This is a genomic window from Denitromonas halophila (assembly GCF_007625155.1).
In the GTDB taxonomy this organism is placed as follows: Bacteria; Pseudomonadota; Gammaproteobacteria; order Burkholderiales; family Rhodocyclaceae; genus Nitrogeniibacter; species Nitrogeniibacter halophilus.
Genome location: NZ_VMNK01000003.1, coordinates 684416 through 705222 on the forward strand (window position 1 = coordinate 684416; position 20807 = coordinate 705222).

Annotated in this window: 22 protein-coding genes; 14 read left to right on the top strand and 8 right to left on the bottom strand. The window is 64.4% G+C overall.

The features are described 5' to 3' along the window. Nucleotides 1-70 precede the first annotated feature (70 nt). The 7 genes from FHP91_RS05330 to gatC form a co-directional block, all read right to left on the bottom strand. Nucleotides 71-892 carry a class II glutamine amidotransferase gene (locus tag FHP91_RS05330; protein ID WP_144308576.1) on the bottom strand — a complete coding sequence of 274 codons (822 nt, stop codon included), beginning with the start codon at nt 890-892 and terminating at the stop codon, nt 71-73. 28 nt (nt 893-920) lie between these two features. After that, entirely contained in the window at nt 921-1379 is a 459-nt protein-coding gene (locus FHP91_RS05335; protein WP_144308577.1) for a DUF1499 domain-containing protein, read from the bottom strand. Then, the gene (locus FHP91_RS05340) at nt 1376-1897 is read right to left on the bottom strand and encodes a DUF3617 domain-containing protein (RefSeq protein ID WP_144308578.1); all 522 of its coding nucleotides are present in this window, start codon (nt 1895-1897) and stop codon (nt 1376-1378) included. Before FHP91_RS05340 ends, FHP91_RS05335 begins: the two co-directional genes overlap by 4 nt. A gap of 78 nt (nt 1898-1975) precedes the next feature. Next, nucleotides 1976-3433: an Asp-tRNA(Asn)/Glu-tRNA(Gln) amidotransferase subunit GatB gene (gene gatB / locus FHP91_RS05345; protein WP_144308579.1), complete on the bottom strand. Its 1458-nt coding sequence runs from the start codon at nt 3431-3433 to the stop codon at nt 1976-1978. 57 nt (nt 3434-3490) lie between these two features. Next, nucleotides 3491-4081, bottom strand: a complete 591-nt coding sequence (locus FHP91_RS05350) for a hypothetical protein (RefSeq protein WP_144308580.1) — start codon at nt 4079-4081, stop codon at nt 3491-3493. 16 nt (nt 4082-4097) lie between these two features. After that, the gene (gene gatA, locus FHP91_RS05355) at nt 4098-5552 is read right to left on the bottom strand and encodes an Asp-tRNA(Asn)/Glu-tRNA(Gln) amidotransferase subunit GatA (protein ID WP_144308581.1); all 1455 of its coding nucleotides are present in this window, start codon (nt 5550-5552) and stop codon (nt 4098-4100) included. Between the two features lie 27 nt (nt 5553-5579). Then, entirely contained in the window at nt 5580-5867 is a 288-nt protein-coding gene (gatC, locus tag FHP91_RS05360) for an Asp-tRNA(Asn)/Glu-tRNA(Gln) amidotransferase subunit GatC (protein WP_144175935.1), read from the bottom strand. Nucleotides 5868-5957: 90 nt separating this feature from the next. Here gatC and FHP91_RS05365 point away from each other — a divergent pair, with 90 nt between their 5' ends. From FHP91_RS05365 to FHP91_RS05425, 13 genes are all read left to right on the top strand, one after another. Then, nucleotides 5958-7001 carry a rod shape-determining protein gene (locus tag FHP91_RS05365; protein WP_144175933.1) on the top strand — a complete coding sequence of 348 codons (1044 nt, stop codon included), beginning with the start codon at nt 5958-5960 and terminating at the stop codon, nt 6999-7001. 69 nt (nt 7002-7070) lie between these two features. Then, nucleotides 7071-7946, top strand: a complete 876-nt coding sequence (gene mreC / locus FHP91_RS05370) for a rod shape-determining protein MreC (RefSeq protein ID WP_144175931.1) — start codon at nt 7071-7073, stop codon at nt 7944-7946. Nucleotides 7947-7950: 4 nt separating this feature from the next. Beyond that, nucleotides 7951-8472: a rod shape-determining protein MreD gene (gene mreD / locus FHP91_RS05375; RefSeq protein WP_144308582.1), complete on the top strand. Its 522-nt coding sequence runs from the start codon at nt 7951-7953 to the stop codon at nt 8470-8472. Between the two features lies 1 nt (nt 8473). Beyond that, nucleotides 8474-10363 (top strand): penicillin-binding protein 2, encoded by a 1890-nt coding sequence (gene mrdA / locus FHP91_RS05380; protein ID WP_144308583.1) that lies wholly within the window; start codon nt 8474-8476, stop codon nt 10361-10363. 13 nt (nt 10364-10376) lie between these two features. Beyond that, nucleotides 10377-11516 (top strand): rod shape-determining protein RodA, encoded by a 1140-nt coding sequence (gene rodA / locus FHP91_RS05385; protein WP_391527559.1) that lies wholly within the window; start codon nt 10377-10379, stop codon nt 11514-11516. Between the two features lie 12 nt (nt 11517-11528). Beyond that, nucleotides 11529-12497 carry a septal ring lytic transglycosylase RlpA family protein gene (locus FHP91_RS21595; RefSeq protein ID WP_144308584.1) on the top strand — a complete coding sequence of 323 codons (969 nt, stop codon included), beginning with the start codon at nt 11529-11531 and terminating at the stop codon, nt 12495-12497. Between the two features lie 111 nt (nt 12498-12608). After that, on the top strand, nt 12609-13736 hold the full coding sequence (locus tag FHP91_RS05395) for a D-alanyl-D-alanine carboxypeptidase family protein (RefSeq protein ID WP_144308585.1): 1128 nt from the start codon (nt 12609-12611) through the stop codon (nt 13734-13736). Nucleotides 13737-13749: 13 nt separating this feature from the next. Next, on the top strand, nt 13750-14610 hold the full coding sequence (locus FHP91_RS05400) for a D-amino acid aminotransferase (RefSeq protein ID WP_144308586.1): 861 nt from the start codon (nt 13750-13752) through the stop codon (nt 14608-14610). Beyond that, nucleotides 14600-14872 carry a YbeD family protein gene (locus tag FHP91_RS05405; RefSeq protein ID WP_144308587.1) on the top strand — a complete coding sequence of 91 codons (273 nt, stop codon included), beginning with the start codon at nt 14600-14602 and terminating at the stop codon, nt 14870-14872. The genes FHP91_RS05400 and FHP91_RS05405 overlap by 11 nt, the downstream gene beginning before the upstream one ends. Before the next feature lie 3 nt (nt 14873-14875). Then, the gene (lipB, locus tag FHP91_RS05410; protein WP_246116222.1) at nt 14876-15526 is read left to right on the top strand and encodes a lipoyl(octanoyl) transferase LipB; all 651 of its coding nucleotides are present in this window, start codon (nt 14876-14878) and stop codon (nt 15524-15526) included. Between the two features lie 30 nt (nt 15527-15556). Continuing rightward, complete coding sequence (gene lipA / locus FHP91_RS05415; RefSeq protein ID WP_144308588.1) at nt 15557-16504, top strand: lipoyl synthase; 948 nt, start codon at nt 15557-15559, stop codon at nt 16502-16504. Then, the gene (locus tag FHP91_RS05420; RefSeq protein WP_144308589.1) at nt 16504-17214 is read left to right on the top strand and encodes an SIMPL domain-containing protein; all 711 of its coding nucleotides are present in this window, start codon (nt 16504-16506) and stop codon (nt 17212-17214) included. Before lipA ends, FHP91_RS05420 begins: the two co-directional genes overlap by 1 nt. 101 nt (nt 17215-17315) lie before the next feature. Then, the gene (locus FHP91_RS05425) at nt 17316-17999 is read left to right on the top strand and encodes a DUF4197 domain-containing protein (RefSeq protein ID WP_144308590.1); all 684 of its coding nucleotides are present in this window, start codon (nt 17316-17318) and stop codon (nt 17997-17999) included. Nucleotides 18000-18021: 22 nt separating this feature from the next. Here the strand turns inward: FHP91_RS05425 and FHP91_RS05430 are convergent, their stop codons facing one another. Next, nucleotides 18022-18618, bottom strand: coding sequence for a YIP1 family protein (locus tag FHP91_RS05430; protein WP_144308591.1), 597 nt, complete (start codon nt 18616-18618; stop codon nt 18022-18024). Nucleotides 18619-18819: 201 nt separating this feature from the next. On the opposite strand from FHP91_RS05430, the gene FHP91_RS05435 reads away from it, so the two are divergent. Continuing rightward, entirely contained in the window at nt 18820-20802 is a 1983-nt protein-coding gene (locus FHP91_RS05435) for a UvrD-helicase domain-containing protein (RefSeq protein ID WP_144308592.1), read from the top strand. Nucleotides 20803-20807 lie beyond the last annotated feature (5 nt).

Sequence of the window (20807 nt, forward strand, 5' to 3'; positions counted from 1 at the left end):
GATGAAAGATATTTCAAAACAATTCAAAGTGCAGTATGCCTCCAAATTTTGTCCGCGTCGTGACGGTATGTCACGTTGACGGACAGCTTTCGGGACGAAAAAACGGGCGTGTAACGTAATTTTCCATCATCATCGGCGCGCCGTCGCAGAACGTCAGCAAGGTGCCTGGGGCGATGGTGTGCCAAGCCTCGTTGTCGGTCAGCGGCGTGGTGGCAATCACGGCCACCCGGTCATCTGGCGTGGTGACCTGCTCGAAATCGATGGTTACGTCCTGATCGGTGAGGTGGGCTTCGGCAAATGGTGCCTGCCGGATGATGTAGCTGAGCCGCGAGGCGCAGTGTGCAAACAGTTTGTCGCCATTGGAGAGCAGGAAGTTGAACTCGCCGAAGGCGCCGATATCGGTGGCCAGTTCGCGCAGCGTCTCGTGCAACTCGGCCACCACGGGCGGGCCGTCCGGATAGCGCTCGGCCAGCGTATTGAGGATCTGGCAAAAGGCGCGCTCGGAGTCGGTGGTGCCAACCGGCTGGAAGCGTCCCGTGGGTTCGGGCGCGTAGGTTTTGAGGTCGCCATTGTGGGCAAACAACCAGTACTGCCCCCACAACTCGCGCATGAACGGATGGGTGTTCTCTAGATTGATGTCGCCATGCGTCGCTTTGCGGATATGGGCGATGACGTTGAGCGAGCGGATCGCATAGCTACGCACCAGTTCGGCCACCGGCGACTCGATGCTCGGGCGCGGGTCAAGAAATACCCGGCAGCCCCGCCCTTCAAAGAAAGCGATGCCCCAGCCGTCCTGATGAATGTCCGTCAGCCCGCCTCGCGCCTGAAAGCCGGTGAAGGAAAAACAGATATCGGTCGGCACGTTGCAATTCATGCCCAGCAGTTGGCACATGGGGCTGTCCTCGGTTCGGGGGCTCTCTCTATTCTAGGCGCTTCGTGTCGGAAGCCCGAGTGAAGATGCGTAACAGACGCGCGCGATTGACGCCAAAATCGGAGTAGCCACTGCAGGCGCCGCTGCGGATGGCAAGCTGACCGTCGGGGCGCTGGATGACATGCGCTTCGTCGATGAAGCCGAACAGCCGCGAGCGGAAATGGGCGATGAACCACGTTGGGCCTTCGGCCACGATCTCGCCGCGCGGCTCGGCCAGCGATGCCTTGCGTAGTGCCTCAAATGACAGACCCTGCGGCGCCGTGATGCGACGTTCGTCGGCCGGATGCTCAGTGGACACACAGTTGGGGCGGTCGGTGCAGGGCAGCAGTTCGTTCGCCGCATCGGCCACCGGCGGGCCGCTGCAGCTTTGCCAGGGGGTGGCGGCGAGGGTCGGCGAGGTCAGCGTCATGAGCGTGAAGGCGAAGGTGGCCAGTGAGCGCGTGTTCATCGGCCCGGGATCTTGGGCAGGTTTTGCATCATCTTGTTGAGGTCGATGCCGCCCATGCCTTGCGGCATGTCGGGCAGGATCACGTCGCCAACCTTCTGCCCCGGTCGGCAGGGGCCGAGCCACTTGGCCTCCATGCGCATGCGGGTGCTGGCCATGCCGTTGAGCGGCGGCTGGAACGTGCTGGTGAGCTGGCCGGCGTACCGGCTGGCGAAGTCGCCGCTGAAGCTGCCTTTGGTGGTGACTTTGCTGCCTTCGGCCTGACAGACGGATTCGATCAACACCCGGTCGTCGACGCGCACGACATGGGTTTTGTCGCAGCGGCCGGCCGCTTCGTGGCGGGCGAGATCATCGAGGTTCTCGCCGACGCAGACCTGTGCACGATGGGTATAGCCGGGCAGCTGATCCATCTGCATGGCGTGTTCCCACAGGCCAGGCTTGCGCTTGGGGATGTCGTTGGTGGCCAGCGCGGGGGCGGTGGCGAGGGCAAGCAGTGCGGCGGTGCAGCAGATGAGGCGCATGGCGGTCTCGGAACGAGGGGGTCAGGCCGCCAGCATAGCAAAAGCCGCGACGCCGCGAGGGGCGTCGCGTGGGGCGTGTCAGCCGCCGAGTTTGCTGCGCAGCACTTCGTTGACCTGGGTCGGGTTGGCCTTGCCGCGCGAGGCCTTCATCACCTGACCGACCAGCGCGTTGAGCGCCTTTTCCTTGCCGGCGCGGAACTCTTCGACCGATTTGGCGTTGGCGGCCAGCACCTCGTCGACGATGGCTTCGAGCGCGCCGCTGTCGTTCATCTGCTTGAGGCCTTGGTCTGCGATGATCGCGTCGACCTCGGCGCCGGCCTCATTCCACAGCGCGTCGAAGACTTTCTTGCCGGCGTTGTTGGAGATGGTGCCGTCGGCGATGCGTGCGACGAGCGCGGCCAGTTGCGCCGGGCTGACCGGCGAATCGGTGATCTCGCGTTCGGCCTTGTTCAGGCGCGCAGCCAGTTCGCCCATGATCCAGTTGGCGCAGGGCTTGGCCAGTGCGTCGCCGGCGGCGGCGACCGCGGCTTCGAAATAGGTGGCGGCGTCGCGGCTGCTGGTCAGTGTGATGGCGTCGTAGGCCGACAGACCCCAGTCGGCCTCGAAGCGCGCGCGCATGGCGCCGGGCAGCTCGGGCAGGGCCGCGCGGGTGCGGGCGATCCAGTCCTCGCTGATCACCACCGGCAGCAGGTCGGGGTCGGGGAAGTAGCGGTAGTCGTGCGCGTCTTCCTTGGAGCGCATCATGCGCGTCTCGCCGCTGTCCGGGTCGAACAGCACGGTGGCCTGCTCGACGCGGCCGCCGTCTTCAATGCGCTCGATCTGCCACTGGATTTCGTAGTCGATGGCCTGCTGCAGAAAGCGGAAGGAGTTGAGGTTCTTGATCTCGCGGCGGGTGCCCAGCTCGGCGCCGGGCCGGCGCACCGACACGTTGGCGTCGCAGCGGAAGGAGCCTTCCTGCATGTTGCCGTCGCAGATGTCGATCCAGCGCACCAGGGAGTGCAGCGCGCGGGCATAGGCCACCGCCTCGGCGGAGGAGCGCATGTCGGGTTCGGAGACGATCTCGAGCAGCGGCGTGCCGGCGCGGTTGAGGTCGATGCCGCTCATGCCGTGGAAGTCTTCGTGCAGGCTCTTGCCGGCGTCTTCTTCGAGGTGGGCGCGGGTCAGAGTGACGGTTTTGTCGTAAGCCGCGTCGCCCTCGCCGACACGTATCGTGATCTGGCCACCGACCACCACCGGCAGCTCGAACTGACTGATCTGATAGCCCTTGGGCAGATCGGGGTAGAAGTAATTCTTGCGAGCGAACACGCTCTTGCGCGCCACCTCGGCGTCAATGGCCAGGCCGAAGCGGATCGCGCGTTCGACCGCGCCCTTGTTGAGCACCGGCAGCACGCCGGGCAAGGCGATATCCACCGCGCTGGCCTGGGCGTTGGCCTCGGCGCCAAAGGCGGTGGTGGCGCCCGAAAAAATCTTCGAGGCGGTGTTGAGCTGGGCGTGAATCTCCAGCCCGATGACGACTTCCCAATCCGGTCGGCTCATGGCGTTGTGCTCTTTGTGTCTATTGGGGCGCCGCAGATCGACGCCCTGTCATTCAATTCAGTCGCAGCGGCCGACCCGGCGGTCAAACAGGATCGGCAGCGCATCGTAAAAAACGGTTTGCGGCGCGCAGTGCGCCGCGCAGTTGTTATAGGCCAGCACCACTTGCGGGCCTTGCTCCCAGAGCATCAGCGTGCAGCCGCTGTTGTCGCGTGCGCGCAGTTCGATGCTTGGCAGGATGCGGGTTTGTTCAAAGTCGGCCAGGGTGAATTCGCAAGCGCCCTTGGGTTGCGCCACGCGGGCGCGCAGGTAGCGCACCTGGCCGCGTGCCACATCGACATCGGCTTGCACCGTGTGTTTGCGTTCGTCGCGTGCGGCGCAGCGCATGGCCAGATCAATAGGTGTCGCGGTCATGGCACGACCCGAGCGCGTGGCGCGCGGGGCCGGCGGCGCAGGCGGTGTGGCCGCCAGCGGTTCGGCAGGCAACTCGCGCAGCTCGGGCTGTGGCGTGGGCAGAATGATGGGCTGCTCCGGCGTGCGCTCGGCCGGTGGAAACGGCGTGCTGCAAGCGGCCAGCAGCGTGCCCGCACCGAGCACAGCGAGCCGGCGGGCGCGCCATGGGGCGAGTGCGATGGTGCCGGTGGCCAGCATGCGGGGTCGCCTGGGCTCAGCCCACTGCCGGCATGCGCCGATGCCAGTCTGTGGCCAGCTGGAAACCGTGCGCCACATTGAGCAGGCGCGCTTCGTCGAAATAGTTGCCGATCAGCTGCAGGCCAACGGGCAGGTCGCCCGCGCCGGTGCCGCAGGGCAGCGACAGGCCGGGCAGGCCGGCCAGGTTGACCGCGATGGTGTAGATATCCTGCAGATACATCTGCACCGGGTCGTCGCTTTTCTCGCCAATCGGCCAGGCCACGGTGGGGCTGGTCGGGCCGGCGATGACGTCGCATTGCTTGAAGGCGGCGATGAAGTCTTCGGCGATCAGGCGGCGCAGTTTTTGCGCCTGCAAATAGTAGGCGTCGTAGTAGCCATGCGAGAGCACATAGGTGCCGACCAGGATGCGGCGCTTGACCTCGGCACCAAAGCCCTGGGCGCGGCTCTTGCTGTACATGTCAGCCAGATCGCCATACTCGGGGGCGCGGTGGCCGTAGCGCACGCCATCAAAGCGCGACAGGTTGGAGCTGGCCTCGGCCGGGGCGATCACGTAATAGGCGGGGATCGCCAGCTTGGCGTTGGGCAGGCTCACTTCGACCGTGGTGGCGCCGAGCTGGCGGTACTGGTCGAGCGCGGCCTCGGTGGCGGCGCGGACGTCATCGTCCATGCCCTCGGCGAAAAATTCTTTGGGCAGGCCGATGCGCAGGCCGGCCAGCGGTTTACCCAGATCGCGGGTGTAGTCCTCGGTCTCACGCTCGACGCTGGTCGAATCGCGCGGATCGAAGCCGGCCATAGCCGAGAGCAGCAGCGCGCAGTCTTCGGCCGAGCGGCCAAAGGCGCCGCCCTGGTCGAGCGAGGAGGCGTAGGCGATCATGCCGTAGCGGCTGACCACGCCGTAGGTCGGCTTGATGCCGGTGACGCCGGTGAGTGCCGCGGGCTGGCGCACCGAGCCGCCAGTGTCAGTGCCGGTGGCCATCGGCGCCAGACGCGCGGCCACGGCCACGGCCGAGCCGCCGGAAGAGCCGCCGGGCACGCGGGACGCGTCCCAGGGGTTTTTGGCGGCGCCGAAATGCGAGTTTTCGTTGGATGAGCCCATCGCGTACTCGTCCATATTGGTCTTGCCGAGCATCACCGCGCCGGCGGCCTTGAGCTGACTGACCACATGGGCGTCGTAGGGGCTGACGAAATTTTCGAGCATTCTGGAGGCGCAGGTGGTGCGGACGCCTTCGGTGCAGAACACGTCCTTGTGCGCCAGCGGAATGCCGGTCAGCGGGCCCGCCGTGCCGGCGGCGAGGCGGGCGTCGGCGGCGCGTGCCGCGGTCAGCGCGCCGTCACGGTCGACCGTGATGAAGGCGTTGAGCGACGGGTTGAGCGCGTCGATGCGATCAAGAAAGAGCGTGGTGAGTTCGACGCTGGAGAGCGTCCCGGCGCGCAGGGCGGCCGCGAGGTCTTTGAGACTGGCTTCGATCATGGCTGTGTGGGGGCCGCGGCGGGCGGATTACTCGATGACTTTCGGAACCAGGTACAACCCGGCTTCGACTTGCGGGGCGACGCGCTGGTAGGCGTCGCGGCGGTCGGATTCGGTGACGATGTCGTCGCGCAGGCGCTGGGCAACGTCCTGCGGATGCGACATGGGTTCAACCTGGGACGTGTCGACAGCCTGCATCTGCTCAATCAGGCCGAAGATATTATTCAGTTTGTCGAGGGTGTCCTGCGCCTCGCCTTCGCCCAACTCGATGCGGGCCAGCCGCGCAATGTGACGAACCTCGTCGATGGACAGAGACATGGGGAAACAAACCTGCTTAAATCACAAGGGTTTGTAGGTTATCATAATCGTTTATCTTCCCACTGCCCCACAGCACTTCCCGGGATATTCATGTTCGGTTTTCTGCGCTCTTACTTTTCCAACGACCTTGCCATCGACCTCGGCACCGCCAACACCCTCATTTATGTGCGGGCAAAAGGCATCGTGCTTGACGAACCGTCGGTGGTCGCCATCCGCACCGAAGGCGGACCCAACGCCAAGAAGACGATTCAGGCCGTTGGGCATGCGGCCAAACAGATGCTGGGCAAAACGCCCGGCAACATCACCGCCATCCGGCCGATGAAAGACGGCGTGATCGCCGACTTTGTCGTCACCGAGCAGATGATCAAACAGTTCATCAAACGGGTGCACGACACGCGCCTGTTCTCGCCCAGCCCGCGCATCATCGTTTGTGTGCCCTGCGGCTCGACCCAGGTCGAACGCCGCGCGATCCGTGATGCAGCGCTGGCGGCCGGTGCCAGCCAGGTGTATCTGATCGAAGAGCCCATGGCGGCGGCCATTGGTGCCGGCCTGCCGGTGGCCGATGCGACCGGTTCGATGGTGGTCGACATCGGCGGCGGTACCACCGAGGTGGGCGTGATCTCGCTGGGTGGCATGGTGTATTCCGGTTCCGTGCGGGTGGGCGGTGACAAGTTTGACGACGCCATCGTCAATTACATCCGCCGCAACTACGGCATGCTGATCGGCGACACCACCGCCGAGAACATCAAGAAAGAAATCGGCTCCGCCTTCCCCGGTTCTGAAGTGAAAGAGATGGAAGTGAAGGGCCGCAACCTGGCCGAGGGCATTCCGCGCAGCTTCACGATTTCGTCCAACGAGATCCTCGAAGCGCTCAATGAGCCGCTCAACCAGATCGTCTCGGCGGTCAAGATCGCCCTCGAACAAACCCCGCCCGAACTCGGTGCCGACATTGCCGATCGCGGCATGGTGCTGACCGGCGGCGGCGCCTTGCTGCGCGATCTCGACCGTCTGCTGATGGAAGAGACGGGCCTGCCGGTGATCGTGGCCGAAGACCCGCTCACCTGCGTTGCCCGCGGCTCGGGCATGGCGCTCGAAAAGATGGACAAGCTAGGCTCCATCTTTACTTCTGAATGATCGATGCAAACGGGCGCGTGCGGTCCTGCGCCTGTGGCACGGCTTGCAACGCAGCCTTGAAGTGATGCCGTGGTAGGTCACGCTCCTCCACCTATCTTCCGCCGTGGACCCGCCCCGCTGGTCCGCCTGTGGTTTTTTGTTATCGTCTGTCTGGCGATGCTCGTCGCCGACCTGCATTTCCGTTATCTCGAAGTGGTGCGCCAGACCTTGTCGGTGGTGCTCTATCCGGTCGAAATGGCCGCGGCCACGCCGGCCGAGTTCGTCAGCAATGCGTCCAAGTACTTCGCCACGCTGATCAAGGTGCAGCGCGAGAATCGCGAGATGCGCCGCAAGGCGCTGGCCGACGCCGAGCGTCTGCTGCGTCAGACCGATCTGGAGCAGGAGAACACGCGCCTGCGCGGGCTGATGGCGATGTCCGAGCGCATCAGCGTCACCTCCGTCGCCGCCGACGTGCTGTATGAAGCGCGCGATGTGTTCTCGCGCAAGGTGATCGTCGATCACGGCTCGCAGCAAGACGTCACCGCCGGTCAGGTGGTGGTCGATGAACTCGGGGTGGTCGGCCAGGTCACACGGGTCTATCCCATTCAGTCCGAGGTGACATTGCTGACCGACAAGGCCCAGGCCGTGCCCGTGCGGGTGGAGCGTACCGGTCAGCGTGGCGTGGTGTATGGCGCGGGCGAAGGCATGCTCGAATTACGCTATCTACTCGCCAATGCCGATGTGCAGCCGGGTGACCGGCTGGTCACCTCCGGGCTGGACGGCCTCTTTCTGCCCGGCTTGCCGGTGGCGCGGGTGGTCAGTGTCAATCGCGAACTGCAAGCTTTCGCACAGATCGTCTGCGAGCCGGTGGCGCGGGTGGGCCATGCCGCGCAGGTGCTGATCCTCGGTCGTGCCCAGCCAGCGCCCGAGCGTCAGGTGCCCCCGGCCGACACGCCGAAGGATTGACGGCATGCAACCGACGCACCGCTCCCGCCGCATTCTCCGCCCGGTCCGCATCTGGTTTGTGTACCTGTCGCTGTTCGTGGCCTTGTTGCTGTCCTATATTCCGACCGGCCAGTTGCCCGGCGTGCCCGACTGGGTGGCGCTGCTGCTGGCCTTCTGGTGCGTGCGCGAGCGCCAGGTCGTCGGCATGGGCGCCGCCTTCGTGTTCGGGGTATTGGTCGATATCGGCCATGGGGCGGCGATGGGGCAGCACGCCCTGGCCTATGTGTTGCTGGCCTATGCCGCCAATGCGGTGTCGCGGCGGGTGCTGTGGTTCGCACCGATCCAGCAGTCGGTGCAGATCCTGCCGCTGTTGCTGGGCGCCCAGGTGGTGATGGTGCTGGTACGGATGATTGCCGGTGCGGAGTTCCCGGGCTGGAGCTACTTCCTGAGCAGCGCGACCGGTGCGCTGCTGTGGTTGCCGCTGCATTTCGTGTTGTTGCTGCCTCAGTACCAGCCCGAAGACCGCGACGACAACCGGCCGATCTGAGATGACCGAGTTTCGCTCTCCCGATCAGGAGGTCAGCCGGCTGCGCGTGCGGCTGGTGGTCGCTGGCGTGTTCATGCTGCTATGCCTCAGCCTGCTGGCGGCCCGGTTTGTGTATCTGCAAGTGATGCGTTTCGACTACTACCACACCCGTGCCGAAGACAACCGGATCGCGCTGGTGCCGGTGCCGCCCAATCGGGGTGCCATCGTCGATCGCAACGGCAAGGTGCTGGCGCGCAACTTTGCGGCCTACACGCTGGATATCACGCCCTCGCAGGTGGAAGACCTGGACGAGACGATCGACCGCCTTGCCGAGATTGTGGATATTTCGGATTACGATCGGCGTCGTTTCAAGAAATTCCGTGAAGAGAGCAAGTTCTTCGAGAGCGTGCCCATTCGTACCAAACTCACCGACGAAGAGGTCGCGCGCTTCATCGCCCGGCGCTATCTCTTCCCCGGCGTGGACGTGCAGGCCCGCCTGTTCCGCGAGTACCCGCAGGGCGACCTGCTCGGGCATGTGGTCGGCTACATGGGTCGCATCAACAACCGCGACGTCGACCATATCGAGGCGCGCGGCGAAACCGCCAACTATCGTGGCACCGAGCATATCGGCAAGCGGGGGCTGGAAGAGAGTTACGAGGCCGAGTTGCATGGCAAGACCGGCTCCGAGCAGGTCGAGGTGGATGCCGGCGGGCGCAAGGTACGCTTGCTCAGCCGCCGCACCGCGGTGCCCGGCAACAGCCTGATCCTGACCGTGGATGCCGGCCTTCAGGCCGTCGCCCACCAGGCTTTCGGCGAGCGACGGGGCGCGCTGGTGGCCATCGAGCCGTCCACCGGCGGCGTGCTGGCGCTGGTGTCCTCGCCCAGCTTCGATCCAAACCTGTTCGTGGATGGCATTTCGGTCGCGGACTGGAAGGGTCTGAACGAGTCGCCCGATCGCCCCCTGCTCAACCGTGCCATCTACTCGGCCTATCCTCCGGGTTCCACCTTCAAGCCCTTCATGGGGCTGGCGGGGCTGAGCACCGGCAAGCGCACGCCGCAGCAGGCGATCGCCGATCCGGGTTTCTATGTGTTTGGCGGTCACCGCTTCATGGACGACAAGATCGGCGGGCACGGCATGGTCGATCTGCACACCTCCATCGTGCAGTCCTGCAACACCTATTACTACATGCTGGCGAATGATCTGGGCATCGACGGGATTGCGGATTTCATGCGCCCCTTCGGTTTCGGTCAACTCACCGGTATCGATCTGCCCGGCGAGGCCGACGGCGTTTTGCCCTCGCCGGACTGGAAGCGCAAGCGTTTCAAGAAGCCGGGGCAGCAGAAATGGTATGGCGGCGAGACCATTTCGGTCGGCATCGGCCAGGGTTACAACGCCTACACGCCGCTGCAGCTGGCCACGGCCTTGTCGGCCTTGGTCAACGACGGCGTGGTGTTCAAGCCGCATGTGGTCAAGTACGTGGTTGATCCGCAGACGGGCGCACGCCGCGAGGTTGAGCCCAAGCCGATCCGCCAGATCCCGCTCAAGCCGGCCCATCTGGCGGCCGTACGTGCGGCGATGGTGGATGTGAACAAGACCGGTACCGGTGCGCGTGCCTTTGCGGGTGCGGAGTATTCCGCCGGCGGCAAGACCGGCACGGCGCAGGTGTATTCCTTGAAAGGCACCAAATACAAGGAAGGCAACGTCGCCGAGCGACTGCGCGATCACTCCTGGTTCATCGCTTTTGCGCCGGCCGACAAACCCAGGATTGCGCTGGCCGTGCTGGTTGAGAACGGCGGCTTTGGTTCGCGCTCGGCGGCGCCGATTGCGCGTCAGGTCATCGACTATTATCTGCTGGGCAAACGCCCGGCCGGCCAGGCGTCGGAAGACGAAGACGCCCCGGCGGACCATTGAGAAAGGCCGGCTGATGGAATTTCGCCTACATCCGGTGGCCCTGATTCGCGCCATCCTGCGCCCGATCGACCCGCCCTTGTTCCTGTTGCTGACCGTGCTGCTGGCGGCGGCCCTGGTGGTAATGCAAAGCGCATCGCCAGCGCGGATGGAAGCGCAACTGGTCAATACTGGCGTGGCGCTCGCACTGATGTGGGTGACGGCCCGGATTCCCTCGGCACGGCTGCTGTCGCTGGCGATGCCGCTGTATGTGCTTGGCGTGGTGTTGCTGGTTGGCGTGGCGCTGTTTGGCGAAATCTCCAAGGGCGCGCAGCGCTGGCTGGATTTGGGCGTGGTCCGCATTCAACCTTCCGAGCTGATGAAGATCGCCATGCCCTTGATGCTCGCCTGGTTCTTTCAGCAGCGCGAAGGCGCCATCGGTTTTGGCGAGTTCGTGCTCGCCGGTGTGTTGCTGGCCGTGCCGGTCGCCCTGATCGTCACCCAGCCTGACCTGGGCACTAGCCTGCTGGTGGCGGCGGCGGGCTTGTACGTGATTTTCTTTGCCGGGCTGAGCTGGAAGCTGATTGTGCCGCTGGTGCTGGTGGCGGTCGTCGGCTTGGGCTCCATCGTGGCGTTTGGCGACACGCTCTGCCAGCCCGGGGTGGATTGGCAGGTGTTGCGCGAGTACCAGAAGCATCGCGTGTGCACACTGCTTGATCCGACCTCCGATCCGCTCGGCAAGGGCTTCCACATCATCCAGTCGACCATCGCGATTGGCTCCGGCGGGATGTTTGGCAAGGGCTGGATGCAGGGCACCCAGACGCATTTATCCTTCATTCCCGAGCGCCACACCGACTTCATTTTTGCCGTCATGGCCGAAGAATTTGGCTTGATCGGCGCCTTGGTCTTGTTGGCGGTGTTGTTCATGCTCCTGCTGCGTGGTCTGATGATCGCCGCAGTCGCGCCGACGCTCGGTACGCGTTTGCTGGCCGGCGCCATCACCATGATTTTCTTCACTTATGCCTTTGTGAACATGGGGATGGTCAGTGGTATCCTGCCCGTCGTCGGGGTGCCTTTGCCCTTCATCAGCTATGGCGGCACGGCCTTGGTGACCTTGTGCGTCGGGGTCGGCATCCTGATGAGCATCCAGCGCGAGCGTGCGCTCAGCCAGTCCTGACTTCGCGACCCAATGCGTCTATTGTCTGCCCGCCTGTTGTTGATGTGTCTCGCCGCCACGCTGGCGGCCTGCGCCAGTGCGCCTCCCAGCAAGAGCGGCGGCTCGGTGCCGGGCGCCATCCCCGATTTGCCGCGTCGTGGCGGCGGTTACTACAAGGACGACGGTCCGGGCGACAACGCGCCGGCCGACCTGCACACCATTCCCGACGCGGTGCCGCGTGACGAACCCGTGCATCGGGCCAGTACGCGGCCTTACACCGTGTTTGGCAAGGACTACGCGCCGATGGCGGTGCGCGACGACTTTCGCGAACGCGGTCGGGCCAGCTGGTATGGCCGAAAGTTTCATGGCAAGAAAACCTCGATCGGCGAAACCTACGATATGTATGCCATGACGGGCGCACACAAGACCTTGCCGCTGCCCAGCTATGTGCGGGTGACCAACGTGGCCAATGGCAATTCGGTGGTCGTGCGCCTGAACGACCGCGGCCCCTTCCACTCGGGGCGGATCATCGATCTGTCCTACGCGGCGGCCTACAAGCTCGGCTATCTCGGGCAGGGCAGCGCGGAGGTCGAGATCGAAACCGTCGGGCCGGACGACGCGCCGGTGTTGCGCGCGGCCGAGCCGACGCCGCCCGTTCAGGTGGCTGCAGCGGCGCCGGTGGCAAGCGCAACCGAGGTGGCGTCATCGGCTTCTGTCGACCCGGCCGCCATCCTCAACGGCGCGCACGTCACCGCCTTGCCGGCGACGGATGAGGGGGTGTACCTCCAGTTGGGCGCGTTTCAGACCCGCGATAATGCCGAAGGCTTTCGCGGCCATGTGGCGGCCGAGCTCGACTGGCTGCGTGAGCGATTATCGGTGCTGGACCACGACGGCCGATTTCGTCTTCAGGCCGGGCCGTATGCCAGCGCGGCCGTCGCCCGCGCGGTCGCGGCGCGCATTGCCGATGCGCTGGATGTCCAGCCTTTCTTGGTGTCGCGTTGAACCGACGCCCGTGATTTTGGTCAGGCACTGCGGTCGGCCTATAATCGTCCGGCCTTAGCTGGCGTTGGCTAATCGCCTTTCCCCGTGTTTTTTCAGGATGTCCCCTTGCCCATGCGTTTCTTTGCTGCATTGCTGTTTTCGTTGATGTCTCTCTCGTCGCTGGCGCAAAGTGCCCCGCCGCCGGCCCTGGCCGCCAAGGCGTGGCTGCTGGTCGACTACGGTGCCAATCAGGTGCTGGCCGCGCATAACGCCGACGAGCGTATCGAGCCGGCGTCCTTGACCAAGTTGATGACGGCCTACCTGACCTTCTCGGCCTTCAAGGCCAACACGCTCACGCGCGAGCAGGTGATCCCGGTCTCCGAGCGGGCCTGGAAGATGGGCGGTTCGCGCATGTTCATCGAGCCGCGCCATGCAGTGACGGCCGATCAGCTGGTGCACGGCATGATCATCCAGTCGGGCAATGACGCCAGCGTGGCCCTGGCGGAGGCGATCGCCGGTTCTGAAGAAGCCTTTGCCGAGCTGATGAACCGCGAAGCCAAGCGCCTTGGCATGACCGGCACCCAGTTCAGGAACTCGACCGGCATGCCGGATGACCAGCACTACACCACCGCCCGCGATCTGGGCGTGCTGGCGATGGCGGTGATTCGTGACTTTCCGGAGGACTACCGCCTGTATTCGGAAAAGGAATACACCTACAACAACATCCGTCAGCCCAACCGCAACCGCTTGTTGTGGATGGACGCGACGGTCGATGGCGTCAAGACCGGTCACACCGAAGCGGCCGGCTATTGCCTGGTGTCGTCGTCGGTGCGGGGGCCGCGCCGGCTGATTTCGGTGGTGCTGGGTGCGGATTCCGATGGCGTGCGCGCGCAGGAATCGCTCAAGCTGCTCAACTACGGCTTCCAGTTCTTCGACACCGTGACGCTTTACGAGAACGCCGCGCCGGTGTCGCGTTTCCGCGTCTGGCAAGGCACGGCCGAAGAGGTGCCGGTCGGCTTCCTCAACGCGTTTGTGTTGTCGGTGCCCAAGGGCCAGGCCGACAAGTTGCAGGTCAGCCTGAACAGCGTTCAGCCGCTTGAGGCGCCGGTGCGTAAAGGTCAGGAAGTCGGTGCGATGACGCTGTCGCTCGACGGGCAGGCCATTGGCACCTATCCGGTGGTCGCCCTCGAAGAAGTCACCCTGGCCGGCTGGTTTGGCCGGATGTGGGATGCGATTCGCTGGTGGATCAAGAACCTCTGAGACGGAGTCTGACATGAGCGTGTGCTACCTCAACGGCGATTGGCTGGAACTGTCCGAAGCGCGGGTGTCGCCGATGGACCGCGGCTTCCTGTTTGGCGACGGCGCCTATGAAGTCCTGCCGGCCTACTCTGGCAAGCTGTTCCGCCTCGACGAACACCTGCGTCGTCTGGAGCAGACCCTGTCGAGCATGGGCCTGCCCAACCCGATGAGCCGGGATGAATGGCGCCAGACGCTGCGCGGCATCGTCGAACGCAATCCGTGGCCGGATCAGTCCATCTATCTGCAGGTCACGCGCGGTGTGGCGGAGGTGCGCACCCACGCCTATCCGGCGGAAGTGACGCCCACCGTGTTTCTGATGAGCGAAGCGCTGGTCATGCCCTCGGACGAGATGCGTGCGGCCGGTGTGGCCGCGGTCAGCTCGGCGGATTTTCGCTGGCTGCGGTGCGATCTCAAGACCGTCTCGCTGCTGGCCAACTGCATGCTCAAGCAGCTGGCGGCCGAGAAGGGCTGTATGGAAACCGTATTGTTCCGCGACGGTTTCCTGACCGAAGGTGCGGCCTCGAGCATTTTTGTGGTGCACGATGGCGTCTTGCATGTGCCGCCCAAGAGCCATCTGATGCTGCCCGGTATCACCTACGATGTGGTGCTGGAACTGGCCCGCGACCGCGGCATGCCTTGTCAGGTGCGCGAAGTGCTCGAAGAAGAGGTCCGCTCGGCCGACGAGCTGTGGATGACCTCCTCGACCAAGGAAGTGCTGCCCATCACCCGTCTGGATGATCGTGCCGTCGGCAAGGGCAAGCCCGGCCCGATGGCCGAGCAGATGCTTGAGTGGTATCAGGACTACAAGAACCAGGTGATGCGCCGTGGCGGATGAACCCAAAACCTCGCTGATCGACTTTCCCTGCACCTTCCCGCTCAAGATCATGGGCGTGAAGGTCGACAGCTTCGCTCAGACCGTGGCCGAGGTGGTGCTCAAGCATGACGCCAGCTTCGACCCGGCCACCATCGAGATGCGCCCGTCCAGCAAGGGCACCTATCTGTCGCTCACCTGCACGGTATGGGCGGTGTCGCAGCCGCAGCTCGATGACCTCTACCGCGAGCTGTCCGGTCACCCGATGGTCAAGGTCGTCCTCTAACTCATGATGAAGGCCAGTTGCGTGCGGCGCGATCTCGGCCGCGTTCCCTACGAGCCCACCTGGCGACAGATGCAGGCGCTCAACGACGCGCGCGACGCGAGCACACCTGACGAGTTGTGGGTGCTCGAGCACCCACCGGTCTACACTTTAGGCATGGCCGGCAAGCCCGAGCACCTGCTGCGCCAGACCGATATCCCCATGGTGCGCATCGATCGCGGCGGCCAGATCACCTATCACGGCCCCGGCCAGATCGTGGTCTACCTGCTCATCGATCTGCGTCGCCGTGGCCTCAAGGTGCGCGAAATGGTGCATCTGATGGAGCAGGCGCTGATCGACACCCTGGCCGACGATGGTCTCGCCGCCGAGCGTCAGAGCGGTGCGCCCGGGGTGTATATCGGTGGTGCCAAGGTCGCCGCACTGGGTCTGCGCGTCAAGAACGGGTGCAGCTACCATGGCTTGAGTCTCAATGTCGATATGGACTTGACACCATTTACCTGGATCAACCCCTGCGGCTATAGTGGTCTGCAAACCACCCAGCTTCGCGATCTGGGCGTCGACACCGAGCAAGCCGTCGTCGCCGATCGTCTGATTGGCCATTTAGAACGCCTGTTGCCGCCGCTGCGCTCAGGCGCGTTGGAATCAGCGTCCGATTGAAGGCGCGATGAATCAATGAAGGAAACCCCCATGGATACCCCCTCCCGCAAACAGCGTGGCGCCGAAAAAACAGCCCGCATCCCGATCAAGATCGTGCCCGCCGAGCGCCTGCGCAAACCCGAGTGGATCCGCATCAAGCTCGGCAGCGGGGAAGAGGTCGAGCGCTTCAACGAGATCAAGGCCACGCTGCGCGACCAAAAGCTGCACACCGTCTGCGAAGAAGCCTCCTGCCCGAACATCCATGAATGTTTCGGCAAGGGCACGGCCACTTTCATGATCATGGGCGATATCTGTACCCGTCGCTGCCCCTTCTGCGACGTGGGCCATGGCCGCCCCGATCCGCTCAACGCCGAAGAACCCAAAGACCTGGCCAGCACCGTGGCCGCCATGCGCCTCAACTATGTGGTGGTCACCTCGGTCGACCGCGACGACCTGCGCGACGGCGGTGCCCAGCACTTTGTCGAGTGCATCCGTGCCGTGCGCGAAGCCTCGCCGAAAACCAGCATCGAAGTGCTGGTGCCCGATTTCCGTGGCCGCATGGACATCGCCCTCGAAATCTTCGATCAGGCGCCGCCCGACGTGATGAACCACAACCTCGAGACCGTGCCCCGTCTCTACAAGCAGGCCCGCCCCGGTTCCGACTACGCCTACTCGCTCGAGTTGCTCAAGCAGTTCAAGGCGCGTCACCCCGAGGTGCCGACCAAGTCTGGCCTGATGGTGGGTCTGGGCGAGACCGACGAGGAGATCCTCGAAGTGATGCGCGACCTGCGCGCCCACGACGTCGAGATGCTCACCATTGGCCAATATCTGCAGCCGTCCAACGGCCACCTGCCGGTCTTGCGCTATGTGCACCCCGACACCTTCAAGATGTTTGAAACCGAAGCGCTCAAGATGGGCTTCAAGAACGCCGCTTGCGGCCCGATGGTGCGCTCTTCCTACTGGGCCGACCAGCAAGCCCACGGCGCCGGCGTGGTGTGATGGATCGCTTCGCCACCGCGCTGCTGGCCATCGCCATCGCGGCGGCCGGCTTCCTCATCGGCGGCGGGCTGCAGCAGTTCCGTATGGCCGACCGGTCGGTCACCATCAAGGGGCTGGCCGAGCAGTCTGTCAAAAGCGATTTTGCCGTGTGGACGCTGAGCTTCCGTCGTGGTGGCAAAGCCTTTGGCGCGGTGCAGAGCGAGCTGACCGACGATCGGGAGCGGGTGGTGGCCTTCCTGAGAGAGCAGGGTTTTGGTGACGACGAGCTGGAAATCCATCCGGTGCAGGTGCAGGATCTGTTCGCTCGGGAGTATGCGCAGGCCAATCTGCCCTTGCGCTACAACGGGCAGGGCAGGGTCAGCGTGAAGTCGCCGCGAGTCGATGCCGTGGCGGCGGCGGCCAACCGTCTCGACCCACTCATCGCAGCCGGCGTCCCGCTCACCGGCGAGGGCGAAGGCCAGGGCGTGCCCCAGTACCAGCTGCGCGGCGTCAATGCACTCAAGCCCGCCTTGCTGGCTGCCGCCACACGGAATGCTCGTGAGCAGGCCGAGAAATTTGCCGCCGATGCCGGCGCCGGCCTGGGCATGCTGAAGAGCGCCAATCAGGGTGTGATCCGTGTGCTCGACGACGATGGCGGCGAGTTCGAAACCGGCCGCAGCATCGGCAAACGCCTGCGGGTGGTGTCCACCTTCGTGTTCATGCTTGACTGAGCAATTGCGCCGAGTTTGAAAACAAGCGTGAGCGGAGGCCGTCGGTATCCGCTCCGGTGCTAGAGTGAGCCTTCACCGACGTCATGGCTGGAGGTTTTTCCGTGCGAATTTTGATCCGAACCCTGGCCGTGTTGGCCATTGCCTTGCCGGCCTGGGCCGGTGGCCTCGACGGTCTCACCAATCGCCAGGCCACCTCGGGCCTGCGTGAAGCGCTCGACCAGGGCGCCCGCGCCGCGGTCAGCCAGCTGGGCCAGAACGGCGGCTTTCTGAATAACCCCAAAGTCCGCATCCCGCTGCCCGGCGTGCTCGAAAAAGCCAAGCCGATTCTCAGCATGCTCGGCCGTGGCAAGGACATGGACAAGCTCGAAACGGCCATGAACCAGGCCGCCGAAGCCGCCGTGCCGGAGGCCAAGACCTTGCTGGTCGACGCGGTCAAGCAGATGAGCGTGGAAGACGCCAAGAACATTCTCACCGGCGGTGAGGATTCGGTGACCCGTTATTTCGAATCGAAAACCCGTGAGGCCCTGACCGGCCGCTTCATGCCGGTGGTCACCGAGCAGACCAACCGTCTGTCCTTGGCCAAGCAGTACAACAAGCTGGCCGACAAGGCGAGCGCCACCGGCCTGCTCGAAGGTGACGAGGCCTCGGTTGAGCGGTATGTGACCGCCAAGGCGCTCGACGGGCTTTACCTCACCATCGCCGAGCAGGAGCGCGCGATTCGGCAGAACCCCATGCAAGCCGCCGGCTCGCTGGCCAAGCAGGTGTTTGGCGCCCTCGGTCGCTAGATACGGCAGCTGCTGTCGTGCGTCAGCGCCAACCCAGGATGGCGCTGACGATCAGGGCCATCATCATCACCAGGCCAATCCAGGCGGCGACGCCGACCAGCGTGATGCGGTTGGCCACGCCATGTGCCAGGTGACTGTCGCTCACATGCAGCAAGGGGCCGACGCCGTGGCGAATGAGCGCCACCGTGCCCACCCAGGCCAATGCGCCAACCGCCAGGTTGAACCACAGGCTCGGCACCAGTAGCGCCAGCGACGCGAGCCACAGCGGGACTGGCGCAATCGCAGCCAGCGAAAAGCTTTGTGCAAAGCCGGGGCGGGCCGCCATCGACTGGGTGATCTGGCGGATCAGGTCGGCCATCATGAACACCATGACCACTTCGACGACAAAGAATACGCCGCCGACGATCAGCGCTTCTGTGATGCCCAAAGGCGGTTCGAGCAGCGGAAAGACCTGACCGGGATGTGCCATGTTGGCGTAGGCGTACATGAGTGGTGGCAGCAGCGATAGCGGCACCACCACCGCCAGCAGCATCTTGCCAACGGCCGGATGCATGTGTTCGACATCGCGCCAGCCGTCGGTCTCCGAGACCAGCATGCGGGGAAGATTGGTGAGTGTCATGGTCGTCCTCCTTGAATCGGTGGCGCCGACCCGTGGCCGGCGCCGGGTGCATGACACTCATCAGGCCGCTGGCGTGCGCCAAGGTTCGCAGCCCTCCCCCGGTCGCTCGGCCGGGCGAAGCGGGCAGGCTCGGCGTAAAATGCCTTCGGTGTTCCCTGCGCCGCCCCGTCCGGGCGGCGCCGTTTTTCATTCTCAGGTCCCATGTCCGCACATCTCAACGCCCCCCAGCGCGAAGCGATCCGCTATCTCGACGGCCCCTGCCTGGTGCTCGCCGGCGCCGGCAGCGGCAAGACGCGGGTGATCACGCAGAAGATCGCCCACTTGGTCGAGACCTGTGACTTCAGTCCCAGCAACATTGCCGCCATCACCTTCACCAACAAGGCCGCCAAGGAAATGCAGGAGCGGGTCGGTGGCCTGCTCGGCGGCGGCAAGGCCAAGGGGCTGACGGTGTGTACCTTTCACGCGCTGGGTGTGCGCATGGTGCGGCAGGAGGCCAAGCATTGCGGGCTCAAGCCGCAGTTCTCGATTCTCGATGCGGCCGATGCCAACCAGATCATCGCCGACCTCGTCGCCGACGCCGACCGCGCTTACGCGCGCTCGCTGCAATGGGTCATCTCCGGCTGGAAGAACGCCATGATCCCGCCCGAAGAGGCGGTCAAGCTGGCCAATGATGATGTGTCTGCCGCCGCCGCGAAGGTCTATGGCGAATACGAGCGCACCTTGCGCGCTTATCAGGCCGTCGACTTCGACGACCTGATCGGCCTGCCGGTGCGTCTGCTCGAAGAGAACGACGAGGTGCGCGAGCGCTGGCAAAACCGCCTGCGCTACCTGCTGATCGACGAATACCAGGACACCAACCGCGCCCAGTACCGCCTGCTGCGCCAGCTCTCCGGCGTGCGCGGCGCCTTCACCGCGGTGGGCGACGACGACCAGGCCATCTACGCCTGGCGCGGCGCCGACGTCGAAAACCTCAACCTGCTGCAGACTGACTACCCGCGCCTCAAGGTTATCAAGCTGGAGCAAAATTACCGGTCCAGCGCGCGTATCCTCGGCGCGGCCAACACGCTGATTGCCAACAATGAAAAGCTGTTCGAGAAGAAGCTGTGGTCCGACCACGGCCCCGGCGAGCCGATCCGCGTGGTCGCCTCGCGCGACCCCGAAGCCGAGGCCCAACTGGTGGCCATGCGTATCCAGGCGCATCGCTTCGAGTTCAAGACCAAGTTCTCCGACTACGCCATCCTCTACCGCGGCAACCACCAGGCGCGCCTGTTCGAGAAGCAGCTGCGCAACAACAAGATTCCCTATGTCATCTCCGGCGGCCAGTCCTTTTTCGACAAGGCCGAGATCCGCGATCTGATCAGCTACCTGCGCGTGATGGTCAATGGTGACGACGACCTGGCCTTCATCCGCGCCATTACCACCCCTCGCCGCGGGGTGGGCGCTGGCACCATCGAGGCTCTCGGCCGCTACGCGGGTCAGCGCCATGTGAGCCTGTTCGAAGCCGCTTTCGAAGAGGGCGCGGCCCACCATCTCAACACCCGCCAGCTCGAATCGGTGCAGGAGTTCGGCCAGTTCATCAACAAGCTGACCCACCGAGCCGAGCGCGAAAGCGCCGCGCAGGTGCTCGAAGCCCTGCTCCACGAAATCAACTACGAGGGTTGGCTGCTAGGCAGTTTCGATACCCGCGAGGCCGAAACCAAGTGGAGCAATGTGCGTGACTTCGTCGAATGGCTAGGCAGCAAGGGCGAGAAAGACGGAAAGAACCTGCTCGAACTCACCCAGACCATCGCTCTCATCTCCATGCTCGACAAGAACGATGAGGAATTCGACGGCGTGCAACTGGCCACACTGCATGCCTCGAAGGGGCTGGAGTTCAAGCACGTCTTCCTCATCGGCGTTGAAGAAGGTCTGCTGCCGCATCAATCGGCGCTGGACGAAGGTAATCTCGCCGAAGAGCGGCGGCTGATGTACGTCGGCATCACCCGCGCCCAGCGTTCGCTCACCGTCACCTGGTGCGAACGCCGTAAAGCCGGGCCCGATGTGCGTGTCTGCGAAGCCTCACGCTTCATTGGCGAGATGGGCGAGGGCGTAGCCGTGGCGAAAAAGAACGACGCGCCGGTGAGTCAGGATGAGGGGCGGGAGCGGCTCGCCAATCTGCGGGCGCTGTTGGGGAGCAAGCCATAGGCGGA